12 protein-coding genes, 1 pseudogene and 1 riboswitch are annotated in these 16,499 nt (G+C 64.8%); of the genes and pseudogenes, 10 read left to right on the top strand and 3 right to left on the bottom strand.

Annotated features, from left to right (window positions below; all coding sequences use genetic code 11):
- Positions 1 to 8: 8 nt before the first annotated feature.
- Entirely contained in the window at positions 9 to 1,061 is a 1,053-nt protein-coding gene (cobT, locus tag HYH07_RS12515; protein ID WP_220002776.1) for a nicotinate-nucleotide--dimethylbenzimidazole phosphoribosyltransferase, read from the top strand.
- Here cobT and HYH07_RS12520 read toward each other — a convergent pair.
- Positions 1,054 to 1,626 (bottom strand): histidine phosphatase family protein, encoded by a 573-nt coding sequence (locus HYH07_RS12520; RefSeq protein ID WP_220002941.1) that lies wholly within the window; start codon positions 1,624 to 1,626, stop codon positions 1,054 to 1,056. The genes cobT and HYH07_RS12520 overlap by 8 nt on opposite strands.
- A 72-nt stretch (positions 1,627 to 1,698) precedes the next feature.
- Positions 1,699 to 1,903, top strand: a riboswitch (cobalamin riboswitch).
- A 115-nt stretch (positions 1,904 to 2,018) separates the two neighbouring features.
- Between HYH07_RS12520 and HYH07_RS12525 the strand changes: the two genes are divergently transcribed.
- Positions 2,019 to 4,376, top strand: coding sequence for a TonB-dependent siderophore receptor (locus HYH07_RS12525; RefSeq protein WP_220002777.1), 2,358 nt, complete (start codon positions 2,019 to 2,021; stop codon positions 4,374 to 4,376).
- Positions 4,377 to 4,385: 9 nt separating this feature from the next.
- Entirely contained in the window at positions 4,386 to 5,822 is a 1,437-nt protein-coding gene (locus HYH07_RS12530) for a PepSY domain-containing protein (RefSeq protein ID WP_220002778.1), read from the top strand.
- Positions 5,823 to 5,826: 4 nt separating this feature from the next.
- Here HYH07_RS12530 and HYH07_RS12535 read toward each other — a convergent pair whose 3' ends face one another.
- Positions 5,827 to 6,963: an MFS transporter gene (locus HYH07_RS12535; protein WP_220002779.1), complete on the bottom strand. Its 1,137-nt coding sequence runs from the start codon at positions 6,961 to 6,963 to the stop codon at positions 5,827 to 5,829.
- 688 nt (positions 6,964 to 7,651) lie between these two features.
- Here HYH07_RS12535 and HYH07_RS12540 point away from each other — a divergent pair.
- From HYH07_RS12540 to HYH07_RS12570, 7 genes are all read left to right on the top strand, one after another.
- A complete protein-coding gene (locus HYH07_RS12540) occupies positions 7,652 to 8,584 on the top strand; it encodes an N-carbamoyl-D-amino-acid hydrolase (protein WP_220002780.1) in 933 nt (310 codons plus the stop codon).
- A gap of 46 nt (positions 8,585 to 8,630) precedes the next feature.
- Complete coding sequence (hydA, locus tag HYH07_RS12545) at positions 8,631 to 10,100, top strand: dihydropyrimidinase (RefSeq protein ID WP_220002781.1); 1,470 nt, start codon at positions 8,631 to 8,633, stop codon at positions 10,098 to 10,100.
- A gap of 178 nt (positions 10,101 to 10,278) precedes the next feature.
- On the top strand, positions 10,279 to 11,883 hold the full coding sequence (locus tag HYH07_RS12550) for an ABC transporter substrate-binding protein (protein WP_220002782.1): 1,605 nt from the start codon (positions 10,279 to 10,281) through the stop codon (positions 11,881 to 11,883).
- Between the two features lie 17 nt (positions 11,884 to 11,900).
- The gene (locus HYH07_RS12555) at positions 11,901 to 12,842 is read left to right on the top strand and encodes an ABC transporter permease (RefSeq protein WP_220002783.1); all 942 of its coding nucleotides are present in this window, start codon (positions 11,901 to 11,903) and stop codon (positions 12,840 to 12,842) included.
- Positions 12,839 to 13,762 carry an ABC transporter permease gene (locus HYH07_RS12560; RefSeq protein ID WP_220002784.1) on the top strand — a complete coding sequence of 308 codons (924 nt, stop codon included), beginning with the start codon at positions 12,839 to 12,841 and terminating at the stop codon, positions 13,760 to 13,762. The genes HYH07_RS12555 and HYH07_RS12560 overlap by 4 nt, the downstream gene beginning before the upstream one ends.
- A 15-nt stretch (positions 13,763 to 13,777) precedes the next feature.
- Positions 13,778 to 14,767: an ABC transporter ATP-binding protein gene (locus HYH07_RS12565; RefSeq protein ID WP_057758835.1), complete on the top strand. Its 990-nt coding sequence runs from the start codon at positions 13,778 to 13,780 to the stop codon at positions 14,765 to 14,767.
- Positions 14,764 to 15,747 carry an ABC transporter ATP-binding protein gene (locus tag HYH07_RS12570; protein ID WP_220002785.1) on the top strand — a complete coding sequence of 328 codons (984 nt, stop codon included), beginning with the start codon at positions 14,764 to 14,766 and terminating at the stop codon, positions 15,745 to 15,747. Before HYH07_RS12565 ends, HYH07_RS12570 begins: the two co-directional genes overlap by 4 nt.
- 157 nt (positions 15,748 to 15,904) lie before the next feature.
- Here HYH07_RS12570 and HYH07_RS12575 read toward each other — a convergent pair.
- A pseudogene (locus HYH07_RS12575) lies at positions 15,905 to 16,348 on the bottom strand (helix-turn-helix domain-containing protein); the annotation flags it as partial.
- Positions 16,349 to 16,499: the final 151 nt, after the last annotated feature.

Genomic DNA, 16,499 nt, shown 5'->3' on the forward strand with positions numbered 1-16,499 from the left:
GAGGCAGCATGCTCCCTGAATGGGTTACCCAGAAATGCCCCGAAATCTCCGCCGACCACCGCGAAGCGGCGATCGCGCGGCAGGCACAACTGACAAAGCCGACCGGTGCGCTCGGCCGGCTCGAGCAGCTCGCGATCGAGCTTGCCGGCCTGCAGGCGACCGAACGCCCGCGCGCCGCGCGCGTGCCGATCATCATCTTCGCCGGCGATCACGGCGTCGTCGCGCAGGGCGTGTCGGCCTATCCGCAGGTTGTAACGATCGCGATGATGGCGAATTTTGCGTCTGGAGGTGCAGCGATCTCGGTGCTGGCGCGCGAGCTCGGTTCGACGCTCGAGGTCGTCGATGCCGGCACGCTGGCCGAGGAAGCGATGCCTGATATCGTCACGGACAAGCCGCGCCACGGCACGCGCGATTTCAGCGTTGAGCCTGCGCTCACGCCGGCGGAGCTGGCCTTTGCGTTCGAGGCCGGCCAGCGCGCCGTAGCGCGGGCGAAGGCCCATCAGCCTGACCTGCTGATCTTCGGCGAAATGGGCATCGGTAACACCACGGCGTCTGCGGCGATTGCTGCGAGCCTGCTCGGCATCAGTGCCGAGGAGATCGCGGGCAGTGGTACCGGCGTCGATGCGGCCGGCCGTGCGCGCAAGGTGGGCGTGATCGAGGCGGCAATCGCGCGCCACGGTGTGGCGAGCGCTTCGCCCGAAAACATCCTGTGCGCCGTCGGCGGCCTCGAGATCGCGGCGATATCAGGCGCGATCATCGCGGCTGCGCAGGCGCGCATTCCCGTGCTGATCGACGGTTTCATCGTCTCGGTCGCGGCGCTCGCGGCGCTGCGACTGAACCCGTCGTGCCAGCCATTCCTGCTGCCGTCGCATCAATCGGCGGAGCAGGGGCATCGGCTGGTGCTGCGTGCGCTGAACGTGCAGCCCTTGATCAGCCTCGATCTCAGGCTCGGCGAAGGTTCTGGCGCCGCGATCGCGCTGCCGCTGGTGCGCTTCGCCTGCGCGCTCCACAATGACATGGCGACCTTCGCGCAGGCCAACGTGCCTGACAGGGCTAGCTGATCCGCTGATTGACCGACACGACCCGCCAGCCGGTCGCGAGCCGGTCGATCCTCGTGAGCGACAGCGGATCGATCACGAAGCGCAAGGCGGCATCCGGCGTCAGGTCGAGCGCGATGCACAGCGCGGCGCGGATCGTGCCGGAATGCACGACGAGCGTTGCTGATCCGGCTCCGATCCGCGACAGTCCCAGCCGGACGCGTGCGACCTGATCCGCAAAGCTCTCGCCGCCCGGTGGTCTCTGGTGCGCAGGGTCGCGCCAGAATTGCGCGTAGGCCTCGCCACCGCTGCTGGCGAGCTCGTCATGCTGCCGGCCGGTCCAGTCACCGAAATCCTGCTCGGCAAACTCGTGCATTAGTTCTGGTTCGAGCCCCAGCGCGCGCGCCGTCTCGATCGTGCGCCGCGCAGGGCTCGCATAGCTCGCAGCGTCGCGCGGCAAGCGCGACCGCAGCGCCTCCAGTTGCGCGCGATCGGTCAGGTCCGCCGCTGCATCGGCCGCGTGGATCGTCCCTTTGACGCCGTCGACGGGCGCATGTCGGATCAGCCAGAGGAAGGTCGCACCTTCCATGTCACTCTCCGGGGAAGTTGGTGGCTGTGGCAATATCGCCGCGTCTTGCACATTGACTCCGTCTTGGTCGTAATCCTAGATGCAGGCGACGGTTTCCCCGAGAGGGGATGAAAAGGGAATGCGGTGCGGGGACGTTGTCCCCAATGCCGTAGCTGCCCCCGCAACTGTAAGCGGTGAATCCTTCGTCTTTAAAGCCACTGGGTCCTCGGTCCCGGGAAGGCGACGAAGCGGTCACGACCCGCGAGCCAGGAGACCTGCCGTCAGCCGTGGTCACACGCGAAGATGTCGGTCGGGGAGTACAGGCATTCGGCTTCATCGGAGGGCTTAGTGCCTGATGATGGGACCTTGGTTCGCGGTGACGTGCCACTGACGTCACTCCGAGGTCCAGGACCGTGTTTGCCAGCCGTATTGTACGACCACGCCGCATTTTGCTGGCGTCCGCCGCTCTCACATCTTTTGCGTTTGTCGATATGCCAGCCGCTTTGGCGCAGCGGGCCCGCGAAACGCTGCCGGCTGTGGAGGTGTCGCCCCCGCAATCCCGCAAACAGGCAAGGTTGGCCGCCCGGGACGCGGCAGGCACCCGCCGCGCGACAGCGCGCAAGCCTGCCGCGGCGGAGGTCGCGCCAAAACCGGTCGTGACGAACAATGCGGCGCCGACGCCGCTCAACAGCGATGCGGTTGCCGAAAGCGCCTCGCGCCTCGGCCTGACGGTGCGACAGACACCCGCAACGGTCGAAGTCATCTCCGCCGAGACCATGCGCGAGCAGGGCTACCGCACCGTCTCCGATGTCGCGCAAGGCGCGGTCGGCGTCACCGCCGGCGACAATCCCGCCGAGCCTTCAGCCTTCTCGATGCGCGGCTTCACCAACAGCCAGATCAACACGCTCTACAACGGCATCAAGATCGGCCCGCAGAACATGACCTCGCGGATCATGGACACCGCCAATCTCGAAGCCATGGAAATCGTCAAAGGCCCGGCCTCGCTGATCTCGGGCGAGGGCGCCGCCGGCGGAGCGATCAACTTCGTTACCAAGCAGCCGCACATGGGGCCAATCCGGAACGAAGCGGACTTCGCCTGGGACTCGCTGAACTCGTTCCGCGCGCATTACGGCTCGGGCGGCAGCACCAATGTGCAGGGGCTGGACTACCGCTTCGATATCAGCCGCTCCACGCTTAACGGCTTTGCCGACGATACCAGCACCAGGACGTTCGATGTGTCTGGCCAGCTCAACTACCGCATCTCGGACAGCCTCAAGGTTTGGGGCGCGATCGAATATCGGGAGGATCGCGGACGGGCCTATTGGGGCACGCCGCTGGTGCCGGTGGCCTTCAGCGGCTCGCATGCGACGGCAGGCATCGTCTCGGGCACTTATATCTCGAACTTCAACGGAACCAATCTCGGCCCTGTTACCATCGACGATCGTACCTTCGACACCAACTACAACGTTCTGGACAACCGCAACGTGGCTCAGGAGGTGTGGCTCCGCGGTGGCTTCGAGCTGAGGCTCGCGCCCGACCTCACCTTGAAGAGTCAGGCCTATGCCTACGGTGCGGAGCGCTCCTGGCTCAACAACGAGGTTGAGGCGTTCAACACAACGACGAATACGGTCGATCGCAGCCGCTTCTATGTCGCGCACAGCCAGCGTCTGGTCGGCAATATCACCGACCTGACGTGGGATGCCGATATCGCGGGCCTCGAAAATCGTCTCGTCACGACCTTTTCGTCGAGCTATCTCGATTTCGTCCGGCCGGGCGCGGCGAATTTCCCCGGCGATTCCGTCGATCTTGTCGATCCCGACCGTGGCTTCTACGGCCTGCTCACGACCAGGCAGCAGACCGCGCGGATCGACAACGAGGCGCTGTCGTTCGAGGACCGGCTGAAGCTGACGCGGACATTCGCTCTGATCGGCGGCCTGCGCGTCGAACATATCGGGCTCGACCGCAACTCGACCGACGTCAACGGGCTGGAGAACGCGGGATTCCCGTTTGCGAAATCCTGGGCGCCCGTCACGGGGCGCATCGGCTATACCTGGGAGGCCATTCCCGGCCTGACCTTCTTCAGCCAGTACGCCACCGGCGCAGACGTCTCGGCCAACAACATCTTCCTGCTCGGGCCGACCCAGCCGCTCGATCTGACCACCGCACGCACCTACGAGACCGGCGTCAAGCATGTGCTCTGGGACAACAGGGCGGAGTGGTCGTTCTCGGCCTACGATATCCTGCGCAAGAACGTCTATGCCGCCGCCGGCGGCCAGACGCTCAACATTGCGGGGCGGCAGGAATCCAAGGGCGTCGAGCTTGCCGGATCGATCCGCCCCATCGCGCCTTTGCGTCTCTGGGGCAACATCGCCTATGTCGATGCGCGTTATGCCGACTATGATTTCACCGGCGGCTCGTTCTCGGGCAATAGGCCACCGAACGTGCCGCGCATCGTCGCCAATGCCGGCGCGTCCTGGCGCTTCTTCACGCCATGGCCGGTCGAGGTCGGCATCACCGGCCGTCATGTCGGCGATCGTACCAACAGCGACGCCAACACGGTGACCATGAATGCCTATACCGTCGGCGACGTTTACGCCTTCGTCGACATTCCCAAGACGGTTTTCAATGCCGTCGACCAGGCCCGACTGACCTTTCGCGTGCGCAACGTCACCGACAAGCGCTACGCGATCTGGGGCGACCCGTTCTATCCCGACCAGATCCTGCTCGGTGCGCCCCGGACCTACGAGATCGCCGCCGCGTTCAAATGGTAGGGGGATCGCATGACCGGTGTGATCGTGCTTCTGCACCGCTGGCTCGGCATCGCGTTCTGCCTGATGTTCGCGATGTGGTTCGCAAGCGGCATCGTGATGCACTTCGTTCCGTTTCCCGCACTGACGGAGGCGGAACGCTTCACCGGTCTGGCGCCGGTGGAGGGGGCATCGATCATTCCGGTTGCCGACGCGGTCGCCGCAAGCGGGATCACGGACGCTACGCGCATTCGCCTGATCCAGCGCAGCGACGGGCCGGTCTATGTCGTCTCGGGACCGTCACGGGTTCGGGCGGTCCATGCGTCAGACGGAGCCGACGCCTCGGTGGAATTTCCCGATGTCGCACTCGCCATTGCACAGGACCATGCCCGCCGACGCGGGCTCGATGCCGCACACGCTGCGATCATTGCGCGCGCCGATTACGATCAATGGAGTGTCCCCAACGGGTTCGATCGCCACCGGCCGCTATTTCGCATCGCTCTTAACGACGCGGCCGGGACGGAGATCTATGTCTCGTCGCGCACCGGCGAGGTCGTGCTGGACACGACGCGTAGCGAGCGCGGCTGGAATTGGGTCGGCAGCGTCGTGCACTGGATCTATCCAACGGTTCTCAGGAGCAACTGGGTGCTGTGGGACCGGGTGGTTTCGAATCTCTCGCTGGTGGCCCTGATCGTGGCGGCGCTTGGGGCGCTGCTCGGTGTCATCAGGATCAAGGTCCGGGGTCGGATCTCGTCGCCCTATCGCGGCTGGCACGCCCTGCACCACATCATCGGTCTCGTTTCGACCGTCTTCGTGCTGACCTGGATCTTCAGCGGCTGGCTTTCCATGGATCACGGCCGGCTGTTTTCGCGCGGGCAATTGACCGCGGCTGAGGCGGCCATAACGAATGCTGTACCGGACTGGCGCACGGCTTCATCGCTCGATCAGCGGCCGCTGTCGATTTCTGCCCGCGAAGTCGAATGGTTCGCTGTCAACGCGAATGTCTTTCGGCGCGATCGGACTGATCTTGGCCGCCAGACCTTGGCCGAAGCGGGCGAGGCAGACCGCGATCGGCAGAAGACGTTCCTGGATGAGCAGGAGGTCCTCCGCTTGACGACGCGCCTTGCGCGAGGCTGCGGCGCGGTGTCGGTTGTTGCTGATGACGACGCCTATCCGGCCCGGTCCAGCGTTCCCGGCGCTCCCGTCTATCGCTCGCGCTGCGGCGATCTCTGGTTTGACGTCGACGGCGCTGACGGCAGCATTCTGCAAAGGCTCGATGCTTCGCGGCGCGTCTATCGCTGGGCCTACAGCGCGCTGCATACGCTGGACGTCCCCATCCTCATGGCGTATCCGCGCCTGCGCGACGGCCTGATCGTCGGGCTTTGCGCGCTCGGCCTGGCGTTCTCCGTCACCGGCATCGTGATCGGCTGGCGGCGCTTGCGGGCAACGTTTGCAAGCAAAGGCGCATGACGCGCTATATTTTTCTGGTCACGGCCCGCGCCGACAGCGTGACGATGCACATCAGCGCGGCGAGCATCCAGAATGCCGCCGGCAATCCGATGGCATGGGCGACAAAGCCGATGCCGGCAGGGCCAACCAGCACACCGGCATAGCCGGCGGTGGTGATCGACGCCACCGCAAGCCCGGTGGGCATGGCGGTCTGCCTGGCCGCACCACGGAACAGCACCGGCACGAGGTTCGAGGCGCCAAGGCCGATCAGCAGGAAACCGGCGATGGCAATGGCCGCGCTCGGCGCGAGCAGCAGCACCGCAAGGCCCGCGACCGCAAGCAGGCTTCCCCCGATCAGTGTCGCGCGATCGCCGATCCGCGCGACGACAGCGTCGCCGCCGAGCCGGCCGACGGTCATCGCAATCGAGAACACGATGTAGCCGATCCCACCGCGAGCCTCGCTGACGAGGCCTGCGCCGATGACGAGCAGGGCACCCCAGTCCAGCATCGCGCCTTCGATCAGGAAGGTGACGGCGGCCAGCAGCGCCAGCAACAGCACGATGCCGTGCGGCAGCACGAATAGCGGTCCCTCCTGCGCCTGTGTCCTGCGCAGCAGGCGTGGCCAAGTCATCGCCATCGCGATCAGCATCAGGACGGAACAGATCAGCGCGCTCCAGAGCGGTCCAAGATGCAGCGACAGCAGCGCCGTCATCGCCGCCGATCCGGCAAATCCGCCAATGCTGAACAGCGCATGAAAGCCCGACATCAGCGGCTGTCCTGCCGCGCGTTCGACCTCGACGGCGTGGATGTTCATGGCGACATCGATGGAGCCCAGCGCAGCTCCGAATGCGAGCAGCGACAGTGCCAACGCTACCGGCGTGCCGGCGACGACCAGCAGCGGCAACATCAGCGCAAGGCCGATCCCGCCGGCGATGATGATCGGCTTGGTGCCGTAACGCGCGCTCAAAATGCCGGTCGCGAGCATCGCCACGACCGAGCCGATGCCGAGGCTGAGCAGCAGCAGGCCGAGGACGGCGTCGTCGACCGCGAGCCGCGCCTTCGCGAACGGAACCAGCGGCGCCCAGCACGCAAGGCCGAATCCGGCGACCAGGAACGAGAGGCGCGTGGCGAGCCGCGTCGCCGGCCGGTCGGCTGAGGCCATCGGTGAAACTCCGGGGGAAACGCACGCGATCGCGTGCGAGGGCTACGCTTAGATCATCAACGGGAAGCGAAGGCCAGAGTTCCGGCAGCGCCGCGAGTTGACGTTTTGTATCATGATGTTGTCGTTCGAAAGTTTGCAGCTCGTAGGCGCCCCTCTTTTGTCGCGTCAAGCCATACACTCAAAATATTCCGCTTTACCGAAATTCGGATTTGTCGCGTCTGGCGCCATGGTCACGAGCCGCGGCTGCGGTGGATGCTGCGCTGAGCTGAACTGACCTCCGTGCATAGCTCATAGGCATCCGACGATCCGGTACTGCCATTCAAACGCCTGTAAATTAGCCAGACAGCTCAATTCCTTCGATTGCCGCGCGGCGAAAGTCGCAAATTAACCCGGAAATCCGAGGTGCGCTGCACGTCTATCCCTATGCTCATGTGCTCATTACGCGGGCAGTGCGGTCGGCTGAGATGGAGGCGAGCGCACATCTTCTGGACGTGGAGCATCATCTCCGCGCCCGAGGGTTTACTGTGGCGTGGCGGCAAGGAGCCGAATGGGGGGAACGGACGGCATGAAAGCTGCTTGGCTGGCAAAGCGCCGTTCGGCCACGCTATGCTGCGCGCGCAGACCCGCCCTTGAAGCTGCGATCGCCAGCCTCGCCAAAAAAAGTCGTCAAGAAGTCAGGACATCGCTGATGCGTATCGTCACAGTTGCAGCCGCCCAGATGGGCCCGATTCAGAGGGCCGACAGCCGCGAGGCCGTGGTCAAGCGCATGATCGCGCTGATGGACGAAGCCAAGAGAAGAGGCGCCGATCTCATCGTCTATCCCGAGCTGGCGCTGACGACGTTCTTCCCGCGCTGGTATGTGGAGGACCGAGCCGAGTTTGACAGCTGGTTCGAGCGCGAGATGCCGAATGCGGCGACCATGCCGCTGTTCGAGCGCGCGGCGCAGCGCGGAATCGCGATGAATTTCGGCTATGCCGAGCTGACGCCCGACGGTCACCACTTCAACACCGCGATCCTCACCGACAAATCCGGCAGGATCGTCGGCAAATATCGCAAGGTCCATCTGCCCGGCCATGTCGAATACGAATCCCACCGCTCGCATCAGCACCTGGAGAAGCGCTATTTCGAGCCGGGCGATCTCGGCTTCAACGTCTGGCGCGCGCTCGGTGGCATCATCGGCATGGCCATCTGCAACGATCGCCGCTGGCCCGAGACCTATCGCGTCATGGGCTTGCAGGGCGTCGAGATGGTGCTGATCGGCTACAACACGCCGTCGGTGAATGCGGAGAGGAGCGAAGAGGGCGTCGAGAAGCGCCTGTTCCACAACCGCCTCTCCGTGCAGGCCGGCGCCTATCAGAATGCGACCTGGGTGGTTGCGGTCGCCAAGGCCGGCGTCGAGGATGGGCATGCCCTGTTCGGCGGCAGCCTGATCGTCGATCCCAATGGCGAGATCGTTGCCGAAGCAAAGACCGATGAAGACGAGGTTCTGGTCCACGCCTGCGACCTCGACGCCACGACCTTCGGCAAGACCACGATCTTCGACTTCGCCAGGCATCGCCGCATTGAGCATTACGGCCTGATCACCAGCCGCACCGGTGCAGTGCCGCCGCCTGAGACGTGATGCGGACGGCCTTCTCGCAAGCTGGCGATCAACTATGGAGTGCCTCATGACCGAACCCACCTACGACCTCATCATCCGCGGCGGGCGCGTCGCCACAACAACAGACGTGTTCGAGGCCGACGTTGCCATCTCCGGCGAGACCATTGCGGCCATCGGTCGTGGTCTGCCACCGGCCAAGCGCGAGATCGATGCGCGCGGCAAGTTGGTGCTGCCTGGTGGCGTCGACAGCCACGCCCATATCGAGCAGCTCTCCGCAGCCGGCATCATGAATGCCGATACGTTCGAGAGCGCGACCGTATCGGCGGCCTTTGGCGGCACCACCACGGTGATTCCGTTCGCAGCGCAGCATGTCGGCATGAAGCTGCCGCAGGTGGTGGAGGATTATCACGCACTCGCCAGGAAGGGCGCCGTGATCGACTACGCCTTTCACATGATCATTGCGGATGCGACCAGAGAGACGGTCGAAGAGCACATTCCCGCACTGGTGAACCAGGGCCATGCCTCGATCAAGATCTTCATGACCTATGACCGGCTCAAGGTCGACGACGAGCCGCTGCTCGACATCCTCCTCGCCGCGCGCCAGTCCGGCGCAATGCTGTGTGCGCACGCGGAGAACCACGGCATCATCGCCTGGATGGTGAAGCGTCTGCTCGCGCGTGGCTACACCATGCCGAAATACCACGCCGTCAGCCACGCCCGCGTGTCGGAGGCGGAAGCTTTCACCCGGCTGATCGGCATGGCGGCGCTGATCGACCAGCCGATCATGATCTTCCATGTCTCGACCGCTGAAGGCGCCAAGGTGATCCGCGACTCGCGGGGGCAGGGGCTGAAGGTGTTTGCCGAGACTTGCCCACAATATCTGTTCCTCACCGCTAGCGATCTCGACAAGCCCGGCGCGGAAGGCGCGAAGTGGATGTGCAGTCCGCCGCCGCGCACACATTCCGACCAGGAAGCGCTGTGGCAGGCATTGTCGCTCGGCGATCTCCAGACCATCTCGTCGGATCACGCGCCCTATCGTTTTGATGAGACCGGCAAGCTGCGCGCCGGCCCCAATCCGAACTTCAAGCAGGTCGCCAACGGCCTTCCGGGATTGGAGCTACGGCTGCCGCTGCTGTTCGACGCGATGGTCTCGAAGGGCAGGCTCGGTCTCGAAAAATTCGTCGAGTTGACCGCGACGGCGCCGGCAAAGATCTACAATCTGCATCCGCGCAAGGGCTCGATCGCCGTTGGCGCCGATGCCGATATCGCGATCTGGGATCCCAACCGCGAGACCGTGATCGCCGACGAGATGATGCACGATCTCGCCGGCTACACGCCGTTCGCCGGCCGCAAGCTCAGGGGCTGGCCGGTATCCGTGCTGTCGCGCGCCCGGCTGATCGTCGACGGCGGCAAATGTCTCGCCAGCGCCGGCAGTGGCCAATTCCTGGCGCGCAGCGGCGGCGAGGCGGCGAAGCCGACCGGTCGGCTCCTGGCGGACATGGATCCGGAGCGGAATTTCGGAGCAAAACTGCTGTGATCGCGCACCCGGCGCGATGAAGATCGCCGTCCGCGCTGCTGCGCAGCGACAGCCGCAAGTCGCCAATAGCCCGCTGCCAAGGAACGGTTGCTGGCATACCATTTGCAGGCCAATGGGCTCTGTTTCACCTGCCTTTGGCCAATGAACGGCTGGCATCACGGCTTTACTGGAGGACTTTATGGATCGCAGGATGGTATTGAAGGGACTGGCCGGCGCAAGCGGTCTGGCGTTGACCGGTGGCCTCTCGGCCCCGGCGATCGCGCAAGGCGCGGCAGCCCGTACCCTGCGTTTCGTGCCGCAGGCCAATCTCGCCAATTTCGACCCGATCTGGGGTACGCAATATGTCGTGCGCAATGCGGCCGCGATGGTCTGGGACACGCTCTACGGCATCGATTCCTCGTTCCAGCCGCAACGCCAGATGGTCGAATCCGAGGAAGTGACCGACGACGGCATGACCTGGACGTTCAAGCTGCGCTCGGGTCTTAAATTCCATGACGGCGAGCCGGTGCGGAGCAAGGACGTCGTCGCGAGCCTTACCCGCTGGTCTGCCCGCGATCCCATGGGCCTGATGCTCAAGGCGATCCAGCAAGAGCTCACGGCCGTCGACGACCGCACCTTCAAATGGGTCCTGAAGCAGCCCTTTCCGAAGATGCTCTACGCGCTCGCCAAGAACAATTCGCCTTGCGCCTTCATCATGCCGGAGCGCATCGCGCAGACCGATCCGTTCAAGCAGATTTCGGATTATATCGGCTCCGGCCCGATGAAGTTCGTCGCGGGCGAATGGGTGCCGGGCGCGAAAGCAGTGTTCGAAAAATTCGCCGACTATGCACCCCGGCAGGAGAAGTCGTCCTGGCTCGCGGGTGGCAAGCAGATCCTGCTCGATCGCATCGAGTGGGTGATCATGCCGGATCCGGCGACCGCGGCGGCGGCGTTGCAGAATGGCGAGATCGACTGGTGGGAGAACCCGATAGCCGATCTCGTTCCGGTGCTGAAGAAGAACAAGAACATCAATGTCGATATCGGCGATCCGCTCGGCAATATCGGCTCGTTCCGCATGAATTTCCTGTACCCGCCCTTCAACGACGTGCGCGCGCGGCGCGCCGTGCTGATGGCGATGAGCCAGGAAGACTATATGCGCGCGCTCGTTGGCGACGACGATTCGCTGTGGAAGCCGCTGCCCGGCTTCTTCACGCCCGATACGCCTCTTTACACCGAGGTGGGTGGCGAGGTTCTGAAGGGCAAGCGGGATCTCGATGCAGCCAAGAAGCTCCTTGCGGAGAGCGGCTATTCCGGCCAGCCGGTGACGTGTCTCGTCGCGCAAGACCAGCCGATCACCAAGGCGATGGGCGACGTGACGGCCGATCTGTTGAAGAAGCTCGGCATGAATGTCGACTTCGTGGCGACGGATTGGGGCACGGTCGGCTCGCGCCGCGCACAGAAGACGCCGCCGGGACAGGGCGGCTGGAACATGTTCCACACCTGGCACGCAGGCGCGGACTGCATCAATCCCGCGCCCTACACCGCCATTCGTGCCAATGGCGACAAGGCCTGGTTCGGCTGGCCGACCAGCGCCGGCACGGAAAAGGAGGTCACGTCCTGGTTCGACGCCAAGAACCTCGACGAAGAGAAGGCCGCGATCGGCCGTCTCAACAAGGCGGCGATGGATGACGTCGTCTACGCGCCGACCGGCTTCTTCCTGACCTACACCGCGTGGCGCAAGAACGTCTCCGGTGTCACCAAGGGACCGCTGCCGTTCTTCTGGGGTGTGTCGAAGACCGCATGATCCTGCACTGAGGCCAGATGCTTTCCTACATCCTCCGGCGCATCGTCGCCACCTTGCCGGTGATGGCGATTGTCGCACTGTTCGTGTTCAGCCTGCTTTACATCGCGCCGGGTGATCCGGCCGTGGTGATCGCGGGCGACCAGGCGAGCCCGGAGGATGTGGAGCGCATCCGCCAGAGCCTCGGCCTCGACCGGCCGTTCCTGATCCAGTTCGGAAGCTGGGTCTGGCGTCTCATGCACGGCGATCTCGGCACCTCGATCTTCACCAACCTGCCGGTGTCGACCATGATCGGGCAGCGTCTCGGACCGACGCTGTCGCTGATGGTGATCACGCTGCTGCTCACGATCGTCGTCGCGGTGCCGCTCGGTGTCGTTGCGGCGTGGAAGGCCGGCAGTTTCATCGATCGGGCCATCATGGGCTTCGCCGTGTTCGGCTTCTCGCTGCCGGTCTTCGTGGTCGGCTACATGCTGGCCTACATCTTCGCTCTCGAGCTCGAATGGCTTCCGGTGCAGGGCTATACGCCGCTCAACCAGGGCTTCTGGCCGTGGCTGCAGAATTTGATCCTGCCGGCGATTGCGCTCGGCTGCGTCTATATCGCGCTGGTGGCGCGCATCACCCGTGCCGCCATGCTCGAAGTGCTGCAGCAGGACTATGTCCGCACCGCCAAGGCCAAGGGCCTCGGGCAGGGCGGCATCCTGTTCATTCATGCGCTGAAGAACGCGGCGGTGCCGATCGTCACCGTGATCGGCATCGGCATCGCGCTCCTGATCGGCGGTGCGGTCGTGACCGAAAGCGTGTTCGCGATTCCCGGCCTCGGCCGTCTCACCATCGATGCGATCCTGCGGCGCGACTATCCCGTCATTCAGGGCATCGTGCTGCTGTTCAGCTTTGTCTACGTCCTCGTCAACCTGATGATCGACGTCACCTATACGCTCGTTGACCCGAGGATCCGCTATTGACCGATACCACCGTCAACCCGCAGTCGCTTCCGGCCGGCCTCGTCCTCGCGCCGCAACTGCCTGAGATCCTCCGGCCGGTCACGATCCGCCGCGGCTTCATCGGGTTCTTGCGCGGCCATCCGACCGTCGCGATCGGCGGCGTGTTGCTGCTGGTGCTCGTGCTGATCGCGGTTTTTGCGCCGTATCTCTGGACGGTCGACCCGACTGCGCTCGCGCCTGCCAAGCGCACGAGGGCGCCGTCGGCAGCGTTCTGGTTCGGCACCGACGTGCTTGGCCGCGATATCTATTCACGCGTGCTGTTCGGCGCACGGGTCTCGCTCACGGTCGGGCTGTCGGTTGCGATCTTCGCCTCCGCGGCCGGCCTTGCCATCGGCATGGTCTCGGGCTTCGTCCGCTGGGCCGACGGCATCTTGATGCGCTTCATGGACGGTTTGATGTCGATCCCGCCGATCCTGCTCGCGATCGCGCTGATGGCGCTGACGCGCGGCAGCGTCGGCAACGTCATCCTGGCCATCACCATCGCCGAGATCCCGCGCGTTTCGCGCCTGGTCCGCAGCGTGGTGCTGTCGCTGCGCGAGCAGCCTTATGTGGATGCGGCGGTCGCGTGCGGCACACGCGCGCCGATGATCATCCTGCGCCACATCCTGCCCAACACGGTTGCGCCGATGCTGGTGCAGGCGACCTATATCTGCGCCAGCGCCATGATCACCGAGGCGATCCTGTCGTTCATCGGCGCCGGCACGCCACCCACAATTCCGTCCTGGGGCAACATCATGGCCGAGGGGCGCGCCCTGTGGCAGGTCAAGCCCTACATCGTGTTCTTCCCGGCGGCCTTCCTGTCCGTCACCGTGCTCGCCGTGAACCTGCTCGGCGACGGCCTTCGCGATGCGCTCGATCCGCGCATGGCCAAGCGTCTCTGACTGGGGCTGATCGCGATGGCGTTGCTTGAAGTCGAAAATCTCCAGACCCACTTCCGCACTCCCAGCGGCATCAACCGCGCGGTGGACGGGGTGTCCTTCCATGTCAATGAGGGCGAGACGCTCGCGATCGTCGGCGAGTCCGGCTGCGGCAAGTCGGTCACCTCGATGTCGCTGATGCGGCTGATCCCGGAGCCGCCTGGCAGGATCGCCGGCGCGATCCGCTTCGCCGGCAAGGATCTGCTGCAAATGTCCGACCGCGAGATGCGGGCCATCAGGGGCAACGACATCTCGATGATCTTCCAGGAGCCGATGACCAGCCTCAACCCGGTCCTCACCGTTGGCCGCCAGATCCGCGAGACGCTGATGATTCATCAGGGCCTGGACAAGCAGGCCGCCGAGGCGCACGCGGTCGAGATGCTGACGCTGGTCGGCATTCCCGAGCCGAAGCGGCGCGTGCGGGAATATCCGCACCAGCTCTCCGGCGGCATGCGCCAGCGCGTGATGATCGCGATTGCGCTCGCCTGCAATCCGAAGCTCCTGATCGCGGACGAGCCGACCACGGCGCTCGACGTCACCATCCAGGCGCAGATCCTGAAGCTGATGCTCGATCTGAAGCGCCGCGTCGGCGCCGCGATCATCCTGATCACCCACGATCTTGGCGTCGTCGCCGAGATCGCCGAGCGCGTCATGGTGATGTATGCCGGCCGCAAGGTCGAGGAAGCGCCGGTGGCCGAGCTGTTCCGTTCCCCGCGCCATCCCTATACGCAAGGATTGCTCGGCGCAGTGCCGAAACTCGGCTCCTCGCTATCAGGCACCACGACGCGGCTCGCTGAAATCCCGGGGCAAGTGCCCGATCTGCGCAAACCGATCACCGGCTGCGTCTTCGCCGGCCGCTGCGCGCTCGCGACCGATCTCTGCCGGCAATATGCGCCCGGGCTCGAGGAGAAGGGGCCGCGCCATATCGCGGCCTGCCACTACGCAGCCAAGGGAGCCGTCGCGGCATGAGTGTCCCGCTGCTCCAGGTCAACGACCTCAAGAAGCATTTTCCTGTCAACAAGGGCCTGTTTGGGCGCAAGCCCGAATTCGTTTATGCCGTCGACGGCGTCTCGTTCGAGATCGCGCGCGGCGAGACACTGTCGCTGGTCGGCGAATCCGGCTGCGGCAAGTCGACGGTCGGCCGCGCGATCCTGCGGTTGTTCGATGTGACGTCGGGCCAGGTGATCCTCGACGGCCAGCGCATCGACGATGCGCTGCCGAGCACGATGCGCCAGATGCGCCGGCGCGTGCAGGTCGTGTTCCAGGATCCGTTCTCGAGCCTCAATCCGCGCATGCGGGTGCGCGACATTCTGGCCGAGCCGATCCGCAATTTCGGCCTCGCCAAGTCGGCAACCGATCTCGAAACGCGCCTGACCGCGCTGATGGACACGGTGCGCCTGCCGCGCGAGGCGCTGAACCGCCGGCCACACGAGTTCTCCGGCGGTCAGCGTCAGCGCATCGGCATCGCCAGGGCGCTGGCGGCCGAACCCGAGCTGATCGTCTGTGACGAGGCGGTCTCGGCGCTCGACGTCTCGGTCAAGGCGCAGATCGTCAACTTGCTGCAGGATCTGCAGCGCGAGTTTGGCCTGGCGCTGCTCTTCATCAGCCATGATCTCGCCATCGTCGAGCACATGACCCATCGCGTCGCGGTGATGTATCTCGGCAAGATCGTCGAGGTGGCGCCGCGCCGGCAGATCTTTGCAGCGCCGCGACATCCCTATACCAAGGCGCTGCTCTCGGCGGTCCCGCTGCCGGACCCGGGGGCCAAGCGCAATCCCATCATCCTCGGCGGCGACGTGCCGAGCCCGATCAACCCTCCGAAAGGCTGCCGCTTCCATACCCGCTGCCCGTACGTCTTCGATCGCTGCCGGACCGAAGAGCCGCAGCTTCGTTCGGCGGAGGGCGAGCAATGGGTCGCCTGTCATCTGGATGCGCTGCCGACGGGATAGGGCGCATTCGTGATGCCGAAAACCGCGGCGCCATGAAAAAGGGGCCGTCCTGTGAGGGTGCAGGGCGGCCCCAAGAGGCTCGTAGCCCGGGAGGAGGAGGGCGCGAGCCGGCGCAAATGGCAGCGCACTTACACCAAGCGGGTTGTCGAGAGCGTTGTCATGCAGCCGTGCTCACGATGTGGGCCTGATCCCATGATGGACGCCGTCGTGGCAGCGTTTCAACGTCAGGCCGGTGGCTCTTGCTGGCCGCACGCCAGCGCGCCGGGGTCTCGCCGCTGATGCGCTTGAAGACGGTCGAAAAGTGCGCCTGAGTGCTGAAGCCGACTGCAAGAGCGATCTCGGCCAACGGTCTCTGGCTCGTCGTCAACAGCGACTTCGCCTGCTCGATGCGATGATTGAGCAGATATTCGCGCGGACGATATCCGGTCGCTGCACGGAACTGCGCGGCAAAATGCATCCTGGAGAGGCCTGCGACGCCTGCGAGCTCGGACAGGCTGATGCCGCGTTCGAAATGAGCGGCGATGTGTTGTTCGACGCGTCGGAGCCGCCATTTCGGCAGAGCATTGACCTTGGCGCGCGGCAATTCGGGGCGGACCTCGTGATCCCCGGGCCCCGCCGCAAGGTCGATCCGGGTGCAAACCGTCTGCAATTCCGTCAGCATCGCCTGTTCTCTCAAAGCTCGTTCGCTGTGACCACGGGATTCCGAACCCTTGGCATGGTGACAGGATATGCGCGCTCCGGCCTGGAAGCCC

It is taken from the genome of Bradyrhizobium sp. BR 10261 (assembly GCF_019455395.1).
Classification (GTDB): domain Bacteria; phylum Pseudomonadota; class Alphaproteobacteria; order Rhizobiales; family Xanthobacteraceae; genus Bradyrhizobium; species Bradyrhizobium manausense.

Excerpts from the sequence above, each read along its gene's own strand:
- HYH07_RS12535 (WP_220002779.1), bottom strand. The coding sequence starts at position 6,963 with ATGGCCTCAGCCGACCGGCCGGCGACGCGGCTCGCCACGCGCCTCTCG.
- HYH07_RS12530 (WP_220002778.1), top strand. The coding sequence starts at position 4,386 with ATGACCGGTGTGATCGTGCTTCTGCACCGCTGGCTCGGCATCGCGTTC.
- hydA (WP_220002781.1), top strand. The coding sequence starts at position 8,631 with ATGACCGAACCCACCTACGACCTCATCATCCGCGGCGGGCGCGTCGCC.
- HYH07_RS12555 (WP_220002783.1), top strand. The coding sequence starts at position 11,901 with ATGCTTTCCTACATCCTCCGGCGCATCGTCGCCACCTTGCCGGTGATG.
- HYH07_RS12570 (WP_220002785.1), top strand. The coding sequence starts at position 14,764 with ATGAGTGTCCCGCTGCTCCAGGTCAACGACCTCAAGAAGCATTTTCCT.
- HYH07_RS12565 (WP_057758835.1), top strand. The coding sequence starts at position 13,778 with ATGGCGTTGCTTGAAGTCGAAAATCTCCAGACCCACTTCCGCACTCCC.
- HYH07_RS12550 (WP_220002782.1), top strand. The coding sequence starts at position 10,279 with ATGGATCGCAGGATGGTATTGAAGGGACTGGCCGGCGCAAGCGGTCTG.
- cobT (WP_220002776.1), top strand. The coding sequence starts at position 9 with ATGCTCCCTGAATGGGTTACCCAGAAATGCCCCGAAATCTCCGCCGAC.
- HYH07_RS12540 (WP_220002780.1), top strand. The coding sequence starts at position 7,652 with ATGCGTATCGTCACAGTTGCAGCCGCCCAGATGGGCCCGATTCAGAGG.
- HYH07_RS12520 (WP_220002941.1), bottom strand. The coding sequence starts at position 1,626 with ATGGAAGGTGCGACCTTCCTCTGGCTGATCCGACATGCGCCCGTCGAC.